This is a genomic window from Streptomyces sp. NPDC030995 (assembly GCF_055571215.1).
The window spans coordinates 59,993-76,357 of sequence record NZ_JBVIFS010000007.1 but is presented as its reverse complement, the minus strand read 5'-3'; the positions used below and the strand labels follow the sequence as shown (position 1 = coordinate 76,357).

Annotated in this window: 17 protein-coding genes; 7 read left to right on the top strand and 10 right to left on the bottom strand. The window is 71.9% G+C overall.

What is annotated here, in order from left to right; translation table 11 throughout:
* Positions 1-94 precede the first annotated feature (94 nt).
* Both ACZ45T_RS13940 and ACZ45T_RS13935 read left to right on the top strand, forming a co-directional pair.
* Positions 95-1,078 carry a chaplin gene (locus ACZ45T_RS13940; protein ID WP_468440793.1) on the top strand — a complete coding sequence of 328 codons (984 nt, stop codon included), beginning with the start codon at positions 95-97 and terminating at the stop codon, positions 1,076-1,078.
* A 194-nt stretch (positions 1,079-1,272) separates the two neighbouring features.
* Positions 1,273-1,614: a hypothetical protein gene (locus ACZ45T_RS13935; RefSeq protein ID WP_468440791.1), complete on the top strand. Its 342-nt coding sequence runs from the start codon at positions 1,273-1,275 to the stop codon at positions 1,612-1,614.
* Between the two features lie 84 nt (positions 1,615-1,698).
* On the opposite strand, the gene ACZ45T_RS13930 is transcribed toward ACZ45T_RS13935, so the two are convergent.
* A complete protein-coding gene (locus tag ACZ45T_RS13930) occupies positions 1,699-1,938 on the bottom strand; it encodes a chaplin (protein ID WP_468440789.1) in 240 nt (79 codons plus the stop codon).
* A gap of 155 nt (positions 1,939-2,093) precedes the next feature.
* Positions 2,094-2,600, bottom strand: coding sequence for a hypothetical protein (locus ACZ45T_RS13925; protein ID WP_468440787.1), 507 nt, complete (start codon positions 2,598-2,600; stop codon positions 2,094-2,096).
* A 288-nt stretch (positions 2,601-2,888) separates the two neighbouring features.
* Between ACZ45T_RS13925 and ACZ45T_RS13920 the strand changes: the two genes are divergently transcribed.
* Entirely contained in the window at positions 2,889-3,299 is a 411-nt protein-coding gene (locus ACZ45T_RS13920; protein WP_468440785.1) for a rodlin, read from the top strand.
* A gap of 118 nt (positions 3,300-3,417) precedes the next feature.
* Here ACZ45T_RS13920 and ACZ45T_RS13915 read toward each other — a convergent pair whose 3' ends face one another.
* On the bottom strand, positions 3,418-4,059 hold the full coding sequence (locus tag ACZ45T_RS13915; RefSeq protein WP_468440783.1) for a vitamin K epoxide reductase family protein: 642 nt from the start codon (positions 4,057-4,059) through the stop codon (positions 3,418-3,420).
* Positions 4,060-4,251: 192 nt separating this feature from the next.
* Between ACZ45T_RS13915 and ACZ45T_RS13910 the strand changes: the two genes are divergently transcribed.
* On the top strand, positions 4,252-5,022 hold the full coding sequence (locus tag ACZ45T_RS13910) for a DUF6227 family protein (RefSeq protein WP_468440781.1): 771 nt from the start codon (positions 4,252-4,254) through the stop codon (positions 5,020-5,022).
* Between the two features lie 4 nt (positions 5,023-5,026).
* Here the strand turns inward: ACZ45T_RS13910 and pfkB are convergent, their stop codons facing one another.
* The 3 genes from pfkB to ACZ45T_RS13895 all read right to left on the bottom strand — a co-directional run bounded on the left by pfkB (position 5,027) and on the right by ACZ45T_RS13895 (position 8,480).
* Positions 5,027-5,983 (bottom strand): 1-phosphofructokinase, encoded by a 957-nt coding sequence (gene pfkB, locus ACZ45T_RS13905; RefSeq protein WP_468440779.1) that lies wholly within the window; start codon positions 5,981-5,983, stop codon positions 5,027-5,029.
* Complete coding sequence (locus ACZ45T_RS13900) at positions 5,980-6,741, bottom strand: DeoR/GlpR family DNA-binding transcription regulator (protein WP_468440777.1); 762 nt, start codon at positions 6,739-6,741, stop codon at positions 5,980-5,982. The genes pfkB and ACZ45T_RS13900 overlap by 4 nt, the downstream gene beginning before the upstream one ends.
* Before the next feature lie 149 nt (positions 6,742-6,890).
* Positions 6,891-8,480: an MFS transporter gene (locus ACZ45T_RS13895; RefSeq protein WP_468440775.1), complete on the bottom strand. Its 1,590-nt coding sequence runs from the start codon at positions 8,478-8,480 to the stop codon at positions 6,891-6,893.
* 63 nt (positions 8,481-8,543) lie between these two features.
* Here ACZ45T_RS13895 and ACZ45T_RS13890 point away from each other — a divergent pair, with 63 nt between their 5' ends.
* On the top strand, positions 8,544-9,500 hold the full coding sequence (locus ACZ45T_RS13890; RefSeq protein WP_468440773.1) for a helix-turn-helix transcriptional regulator: 957 nt from the start codon (positions 8,544-8,546) through the stop codon (positions 9,498-9,500).
* A gap of 260 nt (positions 9,501-9,760) precedes the next feature.
* Here ACZ45T_RS13890 and ACZ45T_RS13885 read toward each other — a convergent pair whose 3' ends face one another.
* Positions 9,761-10,738 (bottom strand): sigma-70 family RNA polymerase sigma factor, encoded by a 978-nt coding sequence (locus ACZ45T_RS13885; protein ID WP_468440771.1) that lies wholly within the window; start codon positions 10,736-10,738, stop codon positions 9,761-9,763.
* Between the two features lie 175 nt (positions 10,739-10,913).
* On the opposite strand from ACZ45T_RS13885, the gene ACZ45T_RS13880 reads away from it, so the two are divergent.
* Complete coding sequence (locus tag ACZ45T_RS13880; RefSeq protein WP_468440769.1) at positions 10,914-11,444, top strand: GNAT family N-acetyltransferase; 531 nt, start codon at positions 10,914-10,916, stop codon at positions 11,442-11,444.
* A gap of 31 nt (positions 11,445-11,475) precedes the next feature.
* On the opposite strand, the gene ACZ45T_RS13875 is transcribed toward ACZ45T_RS13880, so the two are convergent.
* From ACZ45T_RS13875 to ACZ45T_RS13865, 3 genes are all read right to left on the bottom strand, one after another.
* A complete protein-coding gene (locus ACZ45T_RS13875) occupies positions 11,476-12,294 on the bottom strand; it encodes a dioxygenase family protein (RefSeq protein ID WP_468440767.1) in 819 nt (272 codons plus the stop codon).
* Positions 12,295-12,402: 108 nt separating this feature from the next.
* Entirely contained in the window at positions 12,403-13,935 is a 1,533-nt protein-coding gene (locus ACZ45T_RS13870) for an MFS transporter (protein WP_468440765.1), read from the bottom strand.
* Positions 13,936-14,007: 72 nt separating this feature from the next.
* A complete protein-coding gene (locus tag ACZ45T_RS13865) occupies positions 14,008-14,664 on the bottom strand; it encodes a TetR/AcrR family transcriptional regulator (RefSeq protein ID WP_468441114.1) in 657 nt (218 codons plus the stop codon).
* A 417-nt stretch (positions 14,665-15,081) separates the two neighbouring features.
* On the opposite strand from ACZ45T_RS13865, the gene ACZ45T_RS13860 reads away from it, so the two are divergent.
* Entirely contained in the window at positions 15,082-16,359 is a 1,278-nt protein-coding gene (locus ACZ45T_RS13860) for a M6 family metalloprotease domain-containing protein (protein WP_468440763.1), read from the top strand.
* Positions 16,360-16,365: the final 6 nt, after the last annotated feature.

The following is a 16,365-nucleotide window of genomic DNA, read 5'->3' as shown; positions in this document are numbered from 1 at the left end:
CCTCCTCGGGGTGGCCTCGGAGTGCACGGCGGTGCACTCCGAGGCCACCTTCGATTCGACACCGGCGGTAGCGCCGGTAGACAGGGAAGGATCCATGCGACAGGTACTGAGCCGACAGGTTCTGGGCAAGGGCATGCTCACGGCTGCGGCCGCGTCGAGTCTGCTGTCGATCGCGGCGGGCGCGGCCTACGCGCACCCCGGAGCGAGCGCCGAGGCCTCGCACTCACCGGGTGTGCTGGCCGGTAACAGCGTCTCGGTACCGCTCACCCTCGCCCCGAACGTGTGCGGCAACAGCGTGGACGGCGGTGCGGCGCTCAACCCCGCGATGGGCAACAAGTGCGCCACCACGACCGGTTCGCACAGCAACGAGGACCACGCGTACGAGCGCTACCTCAGCCCCGAGAACGCCGAGGCCTTCGCGCGCTACCTCGAGGAGCGCGAGGGGCCGCGGCACGCGGTGCCGGAGCAGCGCCACGAGTCGCCGCGCTACGAGGAGCAGCGGCAGCAGGAACCCCGCCGCGACGGGCCGCGGCACGCGAAGCCGCGCGTCGAGGAGGAGCGCCACGAGGGCGGCTACGGCGGCCCCGCCGAGGAGGAGGGCAAGGAGGAGGAGTGCGACGACCACCCCGGGTCCGCACCGCCCCCGCCGGAGCACCACGCCCCGCCCGCGCCCGACCGGCCGCACCCGATGCCGCAGCCCGTGGAGGAGCACCCGGCTCCGCTGCCGGCTCCGGCACCCGCCCCCGCGCCGGAGACCCCCGCCCCGGTCGGGGAGGAGGCGCCCGCGCCCCGGCCGCCGCACGGGAGTCAGCCCGTAGAGCACCCGGCCCCGGCGCCCGAGGTCGTACCGCCGGCGGACCAGCCGCCGGCCGCCCCCGCCGGTGACGTCCCCGTGCACCTGCCCCCGGCTCCGGCTCCGGCCCCCGCCGAGGCGCCTGCGCCGGTGCCCGCTCCGGCGCAGGTGACCGCGCCCATGCTGGCCGAGACCGGCGCGGGTCAGCCCGCGGCCGCGGCGGCCCTCGCCACCGCCCTGATCCTGGGCGGCGCCATTCTGTACCGGCGGTCGCGCATCGCCTGACCGGCAATACCGGTAATCAGAAGAAATATCGGCCGGAGAATCCCTTGTCGGATTCTCCGGCCGCTGTCGTGATCCCGCCGCTAATCACACGCGCGTCCGCGTTTCCGTAGCGGCGGGGAATCGTTACCCATGGGGAAAGTGGCGCGCCGGTCGCCACTGACGCCTCTGCCCACGAAAAGAAGAGGATTTCGATAATGAAGCTCACGAAGGTCGCCGCTGTCGTCGTCGGCTCCGTCGCCTCCCTCGCCGCCACCGCCCCCGCCTTCGCCGCCGAAGCCTCGGCCGTGCCCATGAGCCTGACGAGCGGGGTGACCGCGGTGACGGAGGCCGTGAACCCGGTGTCCGAGTCGCTTCCGCAGACCGCCGGCGCCGCGCTGGCCGAGCAGGGCGACCACGTCAACAAGGTCGTGGGCACCGTCCAGGAGGTCAACAAGGCCCGCAACAACGTGCCCGGCACTGTGCTCGGCCTCGCGAACGGCGCCACCCAGGCGTCCCCGATGCTCGGCGGCGTGAAGCTCAACGGCGGCCAGGGCTGAGACCGCCCCGGCTGAACACGCACGACACGACTGTGGGCGCCACCGGCAAGGCCGGGGCGCCCACAGCAGGTTGTGCAGCCGACGTCAGTCGTTGATGCAGACGTTACCGAACGCCGGGTTCAGCAGACCGACGATGTTCACGGAGTTACCGCAGACGTTGATCGGGACGTGCACCGGGACCTGGAGCAGGTTGCCGGAGAGGACGCCGGGGGAACCCACGGCCGCGCCCTCGGCCGACGCGTCGGCGACGGCGGAGCCGGCGGCACCGGCCGCAGCGATACCAGCGGTGGCCAGGACCAGGGCGGCCTTCTTGGCAGAGTTCATGGGAAGTGCACCTTCTGTTCGACGTTCTGCCCCGATCCGGGGCTCACACCGAGCGAAACGGCCCAGCCTCCCATGACGACACGGGTACACGCGCGATTAGACCTGTTCGGCTCAATTGTCGTAACCACGAGGCGGGTTCCCGCCCGCCCTGAGCCCTACGGAAGGGCGGGGATGTCCGGAACCTCCGGGAGTTCCGGAATCTCGGGGATCTCGGGGATCTCGGGGATCTCGGGCACGGCGTCCACCGGCGGCACCAGCGGGGTCGCGGGAACTTCCGGCACCAGCCCGTCGATCGGCGGGAGCTCCACCGGGGGCAGCTTGGGGATGAGATCGGACAGGTCGGGGAGGCCGGGCAGCTCCGGGAGTTTCGGCAGCTCGATCGGCGGCAGCTTCACCCCGTCGGGCAGCAGACCGCCCACCGTCGCGAGGAGGCCCTCGAGGGTCTTGCCCAGGTTCGTGAGGAGGTCGTCGATCGGCCCGGCGGCCGCGGCGCGCTTCTCGATCTTGTCGACCTGCCGCTGGACGGAGGCCACTCGATCGTTGACGGCCCGGGAGCCCTCACCGTCCGCGGCGCCGGCGGGGGCGGCCGCGCCGGACAGTATGACGACGGTGAGCGCCGACGGGACGAGGAGGCGGGCGCGGGACGGCTTCGTGCGGTGCATGGAGGTTCCTTCTGGTGGGGACACGCGAACTGGTGGGGACACGCGAACGGACCCGAGCGATCCGCTTCCTCACCCACCGTGCGAACACCTCGCACGGAGCGCAACCGGATCTTGAACCGCTGAGGGCTGCGTACGGGCTTCGCGCACACGTCCGGAGGCCACTCACCCGGGCCGGGGAAAACCCCGGCGCGCACGGGCCGTTTGAGTGAAGCGGCGGAACTAACCCCCGGTCGGGCCAGTTGACCAGGGCGCTCCATCAGCGGGCACTCGTGCGACAAAAGGATCAAGATGTTCAAGAAGTTCATGACCGCCGCCGCGGTTTCCGCCGTTGCGGTCGGCGCGGGCGCCGCTGCCGCGGCCCCGGCGATGGCCATCGGCAACGACAACGGGGTCAACACCGTCAACGGCAATGGTGCCGCGCAGATCTACGGCAACCAGAAGACCCACGGCGACATGAGCCCGCAGCTCAGCCTGGTCCAGGGCACCCTGAACAAGCCCTGCATCGCCCTGCCGGCGAAGATCAACACCCAGTCGCTGGTCGGCGCGGCCAACATCGGTGTCCAGGACATCAACGTCCTGTCGAACCCGCAGAACCAGCAGTGCACCGAGAACTCCACCCAGGCCAAGGGCGACGAGCCGCTCTCGCACATCCTCAGCAACATCCCGATCCTGTCCGGCAACCTCTCGGCCGGCAGCTGATCTCCTCCCCGGACTCCCCCCGGACTCCGCCCGGGGGGACCCCACCCGCGTCGAGCGCCGCGGCGATGTGACGAGGGCCCCGGCAGCGTCCAGCTGCCGGGGCCCTCGCGCACGGGGGTCAGGAGGTCCAGAAGTCCCACCACCGGGTGAGGACCAGCATGGCGATCACCCCGATGTGCAGGGCGGGCGGGGCCCAGCCGAACTCGGTGAAGAAGCCGCGCAGCGGGCCGGGGGCGGGGAGCGCGCCGGTGCGGACGTTGTGCGCGGTGACCGCCCAGAACATCAGCAGGGTCGCCACCCAGGCCAGGCAGCACCACAGGCAGAGCGCGTTGATCTCGTAGAGCGACTGGACCATCAGCCAGGCGCAGAAGCCGGTGCCGAAGAGCGTGCCCGCGTTCAGACCCAGCCAGAACCAGCCGCGATGGCGGGCGCCGGCCAGCAGGCCCGCGCCGACGCAGACCACGACGGCGTACCCGACCAGTCCCAGCATGGGGTTGGGGAAGCCGAAGACCGCCGCCTGGTCGCTCTTCATCACGCTGCCGCAGGAAACCACCGGGTTGAGGCTGCAGGCGGGCTTGAAGTTCGGGTCCTCCAGCAGGAGGAACTTGTCGAGGGTGATCACCCAGGAGGCCAGCAGCCCGGCCGCCCCGGTGAGGACCAGGAGCCAGGCCAACCCCCGTGGTGCGGCGTCCCGTTCGCCCTCGTGTCGACTGCCGGGCCGTCCCTGTTGCCGGGGGACGCCCACTGTATTCGTTGCCATGTGGCCCATACTCCCGCGCTCCACCACAGAGCAGGCCGAACCATGCGCATCCGTACGCAAGTTGACCTGAAGGGGTGGCGGGAACCTCCGATGCTTCCCGGACGTTTTACCGAACCCCGGACGTGATGTCAGAACCAGGGGTTACGTTGAGCTTCCGCGAAGTGACAAGCTGCGACGGCCTGGAGACCCCCCTTGAGCGATCCGTACGAGACAACCGAGGCGCACCTCGACCGACTCCTCGGCCGCGCCCTCAACTCCTTCGACCTGCCGGACAGGCTGGTCGAGCGCCTCGGCACGGCGCTCGCCCACAGCTCTTCGCTCTACACCACCCACCACAGCCCGGCGACGGGGATCTGGCGGGAGACCCACCGGCACACCTATCTGCTGACGGACGGCGGTTCGGTCTCGCTGTGGGAGCTGGCGTACCGGCTGGAGGGCGACCGGACGGTCCGTCACGAGGTCTTCGCGAGCAAGGCGGAGACCTGCCTGGCGGTGGCCCGGCTGTTCGGTGAGGCCGCCGCCGGGGCGGCGCCCGATCCGGTGCTGCTGCCGGGCGACGAGGAGCCGGAGAACGACCTGGCGGCGTTGAGCGCGCTGTTCGCGGCCTCCACGCCGGTGCGGCGGCACCGGGAGTACGCGGTGGAGCAGTCCGCCGACCACGCCCGGCGGGTGCTGCGCCGCGCGGAGAACGCGGACCGGCCCGGTGAGCCGGTGGCGGAGCGGCTGCGGTCGGCGTACGCGCACCAGATCACGCAGGCGTTCGGCGGGCGGCAGTGCCTGTCCGACGGGCGGGACGCCGGCTTCAGCCTGTACGAGCACGCCTTCGTGCTGGTGGACGGGAGCGAGGTCAGTCTGTGGGAGGTCGAGCACACGGTGACCCCCGACGGGCGGCACATGTGCGAGGTGTACGAGAGCGAGGGCGCCGCGCGCGACGCCATGGAGCTCCGCGCCCGGGTGAGGTGACGCTTCAGGCCGTCGCGGGTTCGGACAGGGCGAGGTCCAGCGGGAGGTCCCGGGTGATGTGGACCTGGCCGGGGCGCAGGTCGGAGGGCGTCGGCATGGCGCTGCCGGGCAGCTGGACCGCGGCCGCGCCGTGGGACAGGGCCGAGGCGAGGGCGGCGGAGCCGGTGCCTCCCGCGATCAGGAAGCCGGCCAGGGAGGCGTCGCCCGCCCCCACGTTGCTGCGGACCCGGTCGGCGGGGACCGGCGCGGTGCCGTAGTGGGCGCCGTCCGCGGAGACCAGGAGCTGGCCGTCGCGGCCGAGCGAGGCCAGTACGGCGCCGGCGCCCCGGGTGCGCAGTTCCTCCGCGGCCTTGAGCGCGTCGCCCAGGGTGGCCAGCGGGCGGCCCACCGCCGCCGCCAGCTCGGACGCGTTCGGCTTGATCACCTCCGGGCGGGCCGGGAGCGCCGCCAGCAGCGCGGAGCCCGAGGCGTCCAGGGCGACGCGGGCGCCCGCTCCGTGGGCGCGGGTGACCAGGTCGGCGTACCACCGGGGCCCGAGGCCGCGCGGGAGACTGCCGCAGCCGGCGATCCAGGCGGCGTCGGCGGAGCACGTGCGGACCGTCTCCAGGAGGAGGGCGGATTCCTCCGGTGAGAGCTCCGGGCCGGGTGCGTTGATCTTGGTGAGGGTGCCGTCCGGCTCCGCGATGGAGACGTTCGAGCGGGTCTGGCCCGCGATGGAGACGGCCGTGACGTCCACGCCCTGCGCACCCAGGAGTTCGGCGAGCAGGGTGCCCGGGGCGCCGCCGAGCGGGAGGACCGCCGTCGTACGGAATCCCGCGGCGGCCACCGCGCGGGAGACGTTGACGCCCTTGCCCCCGGGGTCGACCCGCTCGGCGGCGGCGCGCAGCACCGCGCCGCGGTCCAGCGAGGGGACCTCGTAGGTCCGGTCGAGGGAGGGGTTGGCGGTGACGGTCAGGATCATACGAGCACAACTTCCGTACCGGCGGCCTCGATCGCCGCTTGGTGGGCGGGGGCGAGCCCCGTGTCCGTGATGAGGAGGTCCACGTCCGCGAAGGAGCCGAAGCGCGCGAAGTGCTCCTGGCCGGCCTTCGCGGAGTCGGCGAGGAGGACGACGCGGCGGGCGGCGGCCATCGCGGCGCGCTTGACGGCCGCCTCGGCGAGGTCGGGGGTGGTCAGTCCGCCCTCGGCGGCGAAGCCGTTCGTGGCGAGGAAGAGCACGTCGGCGCGGATCTCGGCGTACGCGCGCAGCGCCCACGCGTCAACGGCGGCGCGGGTGCGGTGCCGGACGCGGCCGCCGACGAGGTGGAGGTCGATGCCGGTGTGGCCGGCGAGCCGGGCGGCGACGGGCAGCGCGTGGGTGACCACGGTGAGCGCGATGTCGACGGGGATCGCGGCCGCCAGGCGGGCGACCGTACTGCCGGCGTCGAGGACGATGCTGCCGCCGTCGGGGAGTTCGGCCAGTGCGGCGGCCGCGATGCGGGCCTTCTCGTCGGCGGCGGTGGCTTCGCGCTCGGTGAGGTCCGGCTCGAAGTCGAGGCGGCCGGCCGGGATGCCCCCGCCGTGCACCCGGCGGACCAGGCCGGCCCGGTCGAGGGCCTTGAGGTCGCGGCGCACGGTCTCGGCGGTGACTTGGAACCGGTCGGCGAGGGAGAGCACGTCGACGCTGCCCGCCTCGCGAGCCATGCGGAGGATCTCCTGGCGGCGCTCTGGCGCGTACATGTGGATTTACGTCCGTTCGATGCCCGAATCTGTGGTTTCCCCTCACCGTACGCCCATTTATGGACAGAAACAAAGAAAAACGGACATGCCCGCCACGAGGTGCGGGCATGTCCGTGCAGGAAGAACCAGATCGGGGCCCGGACGGGTGCCTAGGCGACCGGGACCTTCTCGGCGGCGGGGGCGGCCGATCCGGCGTGCTCGGAGCCGCCCTCGCGCTGCTCCATGGGGATCGCCTTGCGCGGCAGCATGAACATCACCGAGAAGATCACGACCAGGACGGCCGCGACCCACCACAGCGCGCCGCGGAACGCCTCGACGTACGGCGGGCCGAAGACCCTGTCGTCGTCGATCTGCCCGAAGAAGACGACGGAGGTCAGGGCGAGGCCCAGCGCGTTGCCCATCTGGCCGGTGGTGTTGATCAGGCCGGAGGCGGAGCCCGCGTGCTCGCGCGGCACCTCGGACAGCGTGGTGTCGTTGAGCGGGGCCACGATCAGGCCCATGCCGATGCCCATGACGATCAGCGGGGCCGCCATCTGCCAGGAGCTGATCTCCATGCCGTAGTGCTGCGACTCCCAGATGTAGAGGACCAGGCCCGCCGCCATGGTGAGCGCGCCGGCCTGGAGCACCTTGCGGCCGAAGCGCGGTACGAGCTTCTGGACCGAGAGGCCCGCGGAGACCGAGACGGCGATGGAGAAGGGGATGCCCGTGGAGCCGGCCCGCAGGGCGCTCCAGCCGAGGCCCATCTGCATGTACAGCGTCCAGACCAGGAAGAAGATGCCGGTCGCGATGCCGAAGGTGAGCTGGACCGCGATACCGCCGGCGAAGCTCTTGACCTTGAAGAGGGAGAGCTCGACCAGCGGGGAGCCGTCCTTCTTGATCTTGTACTGCTCGTAGGCGATGAACGCGGCGAAGACGAACGGCGACGCGATCATGCAGGCGAAGCCCCACAGCGGCCAGTCGTTCTCCCGGCCCTGGGTGAGCGGGAAGATCAGCATGACCAGGGCGAGGGTCGCGAGGACGACGCCGACGAGGTCGAGGCGCAGGGCCTTGGGGGCCTTGGACTCGGCGATGAACTTGCGGCCCAGGATCACGCCCGCGATGCCGACCGGCAGGTTGATCAGGAAGATCGGGCGCCATTCGAGACCGAAGAGGTTCCACTCGGTGAGCAGCGCGCCGAGCATCGGGCCCGAGACGGCGCCGAGGCCCACGATCGCGCCGAACATGCCGAAGACCTTGCCGCGCTCGTGCGGCGGGAAGGTGACGTGGATGATCGCCAGGACCTGCGGCACCATCATGGCGGCCATACCGCCCTGGAGGATGCGGGAGGCGACGAGCATGCCCGGGTTGGCGGCGATGCCGCAGAGCAGCGAGGCGGCCGTGAAGCCCGCGATGCCGACGAGGAACAGGCGCTTGCGGCCGTAGATGTCACCGAGACGGCCGCCAGTGATCAGGCCGGCGGCGAAGGCGAGGGCGTAGCCGGCGGTGATCCACTGGATCGCGCTGGTGGAGGCGCCGAAGTTCTCGCGCATGCTGGGGATGGCTATGTTGACGATCGTGACGTCGACCAGGTCCATGAAGGCCGCGGTCATCACGATGGCGAGCGCCAGCCAGCGGCGGCGGTCGGTGGGCGAGGCGGGCTCGCCGGGTGAGCTGGGTGCGTCGTGGGCTACGTCGTTCCGCTCTTCTTGTACGGGCCCGTTCTCTCTTTCGGGCGATGTCATGGACGTCTCGGTGCTCATGAGGAGAAACCTAGACGGGATCTAGGTCAGAGTGTGTCCGCTTTCGCTGGCAACCTGGATCGCATGACCGATACCCCGGCACGGCTGCTCTCCCTGCTGTCCCTCCTCCAGACCCCGCGCGAATGGCCCGGGAGCGAGCTGGCGCAGCGGCTGCGGGTGAGCGCGCGGACCATCCGGCGCGACATCGAGCGACTGCGGGACCTCGGCTACCCCGTGGAGGCCACCCTGGGCGCGGAAGGCGGCTACCGGCTGGTGGCGGGGGCGGCGATGCCGCCGCTGCTCCTCGACGACGAGGAGGCCGTGGCGATCGCGGTGGGACTGCGGGCCGGGGCGGGGCATGCGATCGAGGGGGTCGAGGAGGCCTCCGTACGGGCTCTCGCGAAGCTGGAGCAGGTCCTGCCGTCGCGGCTGCGGCACCGGGTGAGCGCGCTCCAGTCGGCGACGACCGCGCTGACGCGGGGGGACGGGGCGACCGTGGACCCGCGGACGCTGACGACGATGGCGTCGGCGGTCGCGGGGCCGGAGCGGCTGCGGTTCGCGTACCGGGCGGCGGACGGGGCGGAGTCTCGGCGGCTGGTGGAGCCGTACCGGCTGGTGAGTACGGGGAGCCGGTGGTACCTGGTCGCCTACGACCTGGAGCGGGAGGACTGGCGGACCTTCCGGGTGGACCGGGTGGCAGAGCCGTTCGCGACGGGGGCCAGGTTCGCGCCGCGCGAACTGCCGGTGGACGCGGAGGAGTTCGTACGGCGGGGGCTGCGGGGCGGGGAGCGGACGTACGCCGTGGAGGCCGCCTTCGCGGCGGGGGCGCAGGAGCTGCCGCCGTGGCTGCGGGCCGTCGCCCTGCCGGGCGGGGGGCCGGAGACGGTGGTCCGCTTCGAGAGCGGGGACGCGCCGGAGTGGCTGGTGGCGAAGCTGGCGCTGGCGGGAGTGCCGTTCACTGTGCGTGAGCCGGCGGCGCTGGTGGCTGCTGCGGGTGCGCTGGGCGCGCGGCTGGCCGCCGCCGCGCCGGGCCCGCAGTAACCGGGGGCGCCGCCCCCGGACCCCCGCGCCTCAAACGCCGGCGAGGCTGAAAGATCGGGGCTCCGCCCCGGACCCCGCTCCTCAAACGCCGGAGGGGCTGGATGTTGCCGGAGCGGCTGGATACTGCCGGAGCGGCTGGATATTTCAGCCTCGCCGGCGTTTGAGGCGCGGGGTCTGGGGCGGAGCCCCAGGAAGCGGGGAGCCCCGGCGCCTGGGGGGGATAGGTACCGGGGCTCGTCTGGGGGCTGGGCTGCGGGCCGTCAGGCCACCGCGTCGAAGCCCGTGTCGCGGGCCATGCGCTTCAGCTCCAGCAGGGCGTGCTTCTCGATCTGGCGGATCCGCTCGCGGGTCAGGCCGTGCTGCTTGCCGACCTCCGTCAGGGTCCGCTCGCGGCCGTCCTCGATTCCGTACCTCATCTTGATGATCGACGCGGTGCGCTGGTCGAGCTTGCCGAGCAGGTCCTCCAGCTCCTCGCTGCGCAGCAGGGAGAGGACGGACTGCTCCGGGGAGATCGCGGAGGTGTCCTCCAGCAGGTCGCCGAACTGCGTGTCGCCGTCGTCGTCGACCGCCATGTTGAGGCTGACCGGGTCGCGCGCCCAGTCCAGTACGTCACCCACCCGCTTCTCCGTCGAGTCCAGTTCGGCGGCGATCTCGGCGTGCTCCGGGTCGCGGCCGTTCTCGCGGTTGAACTCGCGCTGGACGCGGCGGATGCGGCCGAGCTCCTCGACCAGGTGGACGGGGAGACGGATGGTGCGGGACTGGTCGGCGATGGAGCGGGTGATCGCCTGGCGGATCCACCACGTGGCGTACGTGGAGAACTTGAAGCCCTTGGCGTAGTCGAACTTCTCGACCGCGCGGACCAGGCCGGCGTTCCCCTCCTGGATCAGGTCGAGGAGGGGCAGACCGCTGCGCGGGTAGCGCCGGGCGACGGCCACGACGAGGCGGAGGTTGGAGCGGATGAAGACTTCCTTGGCACGCTCGCCTTCGGCGGCCAGCGCCTCCAGCTCCGGGCGCGGCAGGGTGTCCCCGGCCCGCTCTATCGCACCGTCGAGGATCTGCTGGGCGTAGACGCCCGCCTCGATGATCTGGGAGAGCTCCACTTCCTTGGCGGCGTCGAGCAGTGGGGTGCGCGCGATCTCGTCCAGGTACATGCCGACCAGGTCGCGGTCTGCGATCTCTCCGCCCGCAGCGCGGGCGCTGCTCGTGGATTGACGACGGGCGACGGCGCGGGTTGCCATGCGTGCTCCCTTGCGATGAGTTCGGTCGCGGTGTGGCTCGGTGGTGCGTCCCCGGACACTCTCCCGAGTGCCCGCTTCCGAAGGAAACAACGACTGGAATCGGGACAGAATTCCCACACCGTTGTCCCTTTTTCGAGATCTTGCAGTACCCTGCCCCGCCACGAGAGGGGAACGAATGTCGCAGGAACTCGAAGAGGTGCAGGTCAGGCCCGGAACTGAGGCCGATCTGGCCCTCCTCACGGACCTCTACAACCACTACGTCCGTGAGACGGCCGTCACGTTCGACACGGCCGAATTCACTCCGGAACAGCGCCGCCCGTGGCTGCACTCCCACCCTGAAGACGGCCCGCACCGGCTTCTGGTTGCCTGGACGGGCGATCGAATGGCCGGATATGCCACAAGCAGCGCATTCCGCCCGAAGCCGGCCTACGCGACATCGGTGGAGGCGAGCGTCTACCTCGCCCCGCACGCGGTCGGCCGGGGCGTCGGCACGCTGCTCTACGAAGCCCTCTTCGCGGCGCTGGCCGAGGAGCCGGTGCACCGGGTCTTCGCCGGGATCGCCCTGCCGAACGAGGCCTCGGTACGCCTCCACGAGCGCTTCGGCTTCCGCCGGGTCGGGGAGTTCACGGAGGCCGGCTGGAAGTTCGACCGCTACTGGGACGTGCGGTGGTACGAGAAGCGCCTGGGCGACCCCCTGCCCGGATGAGGGCCCGGCGCACCGCTGCGCCGTGGTCTCGCTAGCCGAACTGGAGGGAGCGCTTGGACAGGCCCATCCAGAAGCCGGTGACCGGGTCGCGGCGGGCCGTGAGGTCGCCGGCGGCGTCGGCCGCGCCCAGGGTGACGAAGAGCGGGGCGAAGTGTTCCGTACGGGGGTGGGCCAGGCGGCCCGAGGGGGATTTGGCCTCGAAGTCGAGCAGGGAGTCCAGGTCGCCGGAGGCGAGTGCCTCGTGGCCCCAGGCGTCGAACTCCGCCGACCAGGCGGGCACGCCCACGTGGCGCAGGGCGGCCAGGTTGTGGGTGAAGAAGCCGCTGCCGATGATCAGGACTCCCTCGTCGCGCAGCGGCGCCAGCTTGCGGCCGATGTCCATCAGGCGGCGCGGGTCGAGGGTGGGCATGGAGATCTGGAGGACCGGGATGTCGGCCTCCGGGAACATCTCCACCAGGGGAACGTACGCGCCGTGGTCCAGGCCGCGGCCCGGTATGTCCTGGACCGGGGTGCCGGGGGCCTGGAGGAGCCCCCGGACCGAGGCGGCGAGCTCCGGGGCGCCGGGGGCCTCGTAGCGGACCTGGTAGTAGTGCTCGGGGAAGCCCCAGAAGTCGTAGACGAGCGGAGCCGGTTCGGTGGCGCCGAGGGCGAGCGGGGCCTCCTCCCAGTGGGCCGAGACCATCAGGATCGCCGTGGGGCGGGGCAGGTCCGCGGACCAGGCGGCCAGTTCGCCCGGCCAGATCGGGTCGTCGGCGAGCGGCGGGGCGCCGTGGCTGAGGTACAGCGCCGGCATGCGGGCCCCCCGCGGGGTCGCGCCCGCCGGAGTCGGGGGTGTGGGGGCCTGGGTCATGGGGGGCTCCTCGGTCGTCGGTACAGGGCCGCCATGAAAAGACTAACCCCGCTTGGTTCAAATTTGAACCAAGCGGGGTGGTCAGTCATTCCCGTGCGGGCGCCGCCGTCAGTGGGCGATCACCGGGACCTTGAATTCGACGTCCGCCCCCTCGCCGGAGGCCACCGGACCGCCCATGTCCGGACGGCCGGTGTTGATCAGCGTCAGGGCGACGGCCGAGGCCGCGACCAGGATGCCGACCGCCCACCAGATGGCGGAGGCGTAGCCCTCGACCATGGCCTGCGCCTGGACGAGCCGGCCCGCCGCCCCGCCCGCCGCGGCCTGGGCCGCGTGGTCGGTCAGGTACGCCGTGGTCGCCGAGGCGGCGATGGTGTTCAGCAGCGCGGTGCCGATGGCGCCGCCGACCTGCTGCGAGGTGTTGACCATGGCGGAGGCGACTCCGGCGTCGGCCGGGTTCACCCCGTGCGTGGACAGGGACATGGCCGGCATGAACGCCGTGCCCATGCCGAGGCCGAGCAGCAGCTGCGCCGGCATGATCAGCGCCGGGTACGAGGACCCGACCTCCAGCTGGGTCAGCATCAGCATGCCGGCGGCGGCGACCAGGAAGCCGGGGCCCATCAGCAGGCGCGGCGCGACGCGGGTCATCAGGCGGGCGCCGATCTGCGTGGAGCCCAGGATCATGCCCGCGATCATCGGCAGGAAGGCGAAGCCGGTCTTGACGGGCGAGAAGCCCTTCACGACCTGGAGGTAGTAGGTGAGGAAGAGGAACAGGCCGAACATGGCGATGATGGCCAGGCCGAGCGAGAGGTAGACACCGCCGCGGTTGCGCTCCAGCAGGACGCGCAGCGGCAGCAGCGGGGACTTCACCTTGGACTCGACGAAGACGAAGGCCGCGAGCAGCGCCACCGAGGCGACGAACATGGCGATCGTCACTTCGTCGGACCAGCCGGCCGACTCGGCGCGGGTGAAGCCGTACACCAGGGCGACGAGGCCGAGGGTGGACAGGATCACGCCGGGGATGTCCAGCGGGGCGCGGTTGCGGGAGCCGGCGGGCTCGCGGATGACCAGCCAGGCACCCACGGCCGCGATGATCGCGAACGGGATGTTGACGAAGAAGGTCCAGCGCCAGTTCAGGTACTCGGTGAGGAAGCCGCCGAGGATCAGGCCGACGGCGCCGCCGCCGCCCGCGATCGCACCGTAGATGCCGAAGGCCTTGGCCCGCTCGGTGGCGTCGGTGAACATGACCGCCAGCAGCGACAGGGCCGCCGGGGCGAGCAGCGCGCCGAAGGCACCCTGGAGGGCGCGGGCGCCGAGCATCATGGCCTCGCCGTTCGCGGCGCCGCCCAGCGCGGAGGCCAGGGCGAAGCCGATGAGGCCGACGATGAAGGCGTTCTTACGGCCCCACTTGTCGGCGATGCGGCCGCCGAAGAGGAGGAGTCCGCCGAAGGCCAGCGCGTACGCGGTGATGACCCACTGGCGGTTGCCGTCCGAGATGCCGAGGTCGCTCTGGGCGGAGGGGAGCGCGATGTTCACGATGGTCGCGTCGAGGACGACCATCAGCTGGGCCAGGGCGATGAAGACGAGCGCCTTCCATCGGCTGGGATCGGCGGACAGCGGCGGGATCGCGGCTGTTTTTGACATGGGGGTACCCACTTCACTGTGCGGAATGACTGAAAAATCCTGGAAAAGGCTATTTGAGGCGCACTGGTCGCGTCACATGGTTTTCTGCCTCAGGTCGTCCAACGTCGTTGCCGAACCCGGCAGTTCGGAGCGGGCCGGGGCCCGCAGACCGTCGAGGAAGAGCTGGAGGTGGCGGTGGGCGAAGCCGTCGACGTCGAGGCAGGCGGTGCCCGGCAGTGGACGGCTGAGCTGGGACAGGGCGACCGTCAGGTCGCCGACGCCGATGTCCGTGCGGATCAGTCCGGAGTCCTGGCCGGCGGCCAGGAGGGTCTCGACGGCCGACTCCAAGGCGGTGCTCGCCGCGAGGAGTTCGGGGTGATCGCGGTCGAAGTCCTCGGAGAGCATGGGGCACAGGGCGCCGATCCGCTCGTCGACCGCGGCGTGCGCGAAACGGCACAGCGCGGCGAAGGCGTCGGGCTCCTCGGCGAGGGAGGCCTCGGCCGAGGCCGTGACCCGGTCCATCACGAAGAGCACGACGTGGCGGACGAGGGTGGGGCGGTCGGGGAAGTGCCGGTAGAGCGTGGCATTGCCGATGCCGGCGCGGCGGGCGACCTCGTCGAAGGGGGCCCCGGAGCCGAACTCGACGAAGGCCTCGCGGGCCGCCGTCAGGATCCGCTCGCGGTTGCGGACCGCGTCGGCGCGCGGGCGCGGGGGCCCGTCCCCGCGGGCCGCCCGGGCAGCGGGGACCACGCGGGCCGCGGCCTCGGCGGCGCGGGCAACGGGGGCGGCGGGGGCGGCGGTCCCGGCCGCGCCGGAGTCCGGCGCGGGGGCGGCCCCGGCGGCTCCCACGGGCGCCGGCGCCGGGTCCACGGCCGCCCCGGGGGCGGACGGGGCCGCCGCAGCGGTGGTGGGGCGCTTCATTCCGGGGCCTCCCTGGCACCGAGATCCGTACGGCCGCCCAAACGGGGAGCCGGTCCCCGCTTTGCGGGACTCTCGTGCAAACGGGGATCTGCTCCCCGGTTATTTCACTCGGCCGTGTGACCTGAGTCACGCCCCTGTCCACGTTCGGCCTCTCCCGGCGCGCGGGCGCGCCACGCCCGTCGGAGGGTGATCGAACAGAGCGCAGACCGGGCAGGGCCGGCTGCCGCGGACCCGAAGGCGATCTCCATGCCGCAGACCCGCCACCGGATACGCAGACCACGCCGCACCAGCGCGTACATCGGGCTCACCGCGCTGGCCCTCGGCGTCACGGCGACCGCGAGCACCGGGATATCCAGCCGCAGCCACTCGGCGGCCGGGCCTGTGGCCACGACCGCCGAATCGGCCCTCGCGCCCTGCCGGATCGCCGGCACGATGGGCGTCCAGATGTCCGAGGGCCTGCCGACCCCGCCCGGGTACTCGCGCTCGACCGGCGAGGTCCGGGCACTGAACCTGATGATCGACTTCCCCGACGCCAAGGGCGAGGGCACGGCCCTGGACCGGCTGGCGGAGTTCTTCCCCCAGACCTCCGACTGGTTCCGCACCAGCTCCTACGGGCGGCTCACCTACCGGGCCGAGGCGCCGATAAGGACCTGGCTGCGGATGCCGATGCCGTTCGCGGCGTACGGGATCGAGCGCGGGTCCCCGTACGAGCCGGGCTACAAGCAGCTCGTCGAGCACATCGCGAAGGCCGCCGACCCCGAGGTGGACTTCAGCCGGTACGACCTGATCAACATCCTGGTCACGCCGAACGCCGGGCCGTCCGCCCTGGACACCGTCCTCTCGGTGACCTTCTCGGGCAACGCCGAGGCGCCGATGGCCGACGGGGTGCCGCTGGCCAACACGTCCTTCGTCTACAGCCGGCAGGACGACGGCTCCGGCACCTACCGGGAGACCGGCTACCGGGTGCTCCCGCACGAGAACGGGCACGTCTTCGGACTGCCCGACCTCTACACCTCCGACGGCGGGAGCACGGTCGGGCACTGGGACATCATGAGCGAGGACTGGGGTGCCAACAACGACCTGATGGGCTGGCACAAGTGGAAGCTGGGCTGGCTGGACAGCACGCAGATCAGCTGCGCGTCGAAGTCGGGCCCCAGCGACCACGTCCTGTCCCCGCTGGCGGTGGAGGGCGGCACCAAGCTGGCCTTCGTACCGCTGTCGGAGAGCGCCGGGTACGCGGTGGAGGTGCGGACCCGGGCCGGGAACGACGAGGCCGTCTGCAAGCCCGGCGTCCTCATCTACAAGGTGGACTCCGACGTGGACACCGGGCACGGCCCGGTGACGGTGTCGGACAGCGCGAACACGAGCGGCGGCTGCACCCGGCGGCCCAATGTGCACGCGGAGCTGTCGGACGCGCCGTTCCGGCCGGGCGAGACCTTCACCGACGAGAAGGCGGGCATCAGCGTCTCGGTGGTGGGTGAGCTGCAGGGCGGCAGCTTCCAGGTCCGGGTCATCCGGCCGTAGCGGGAT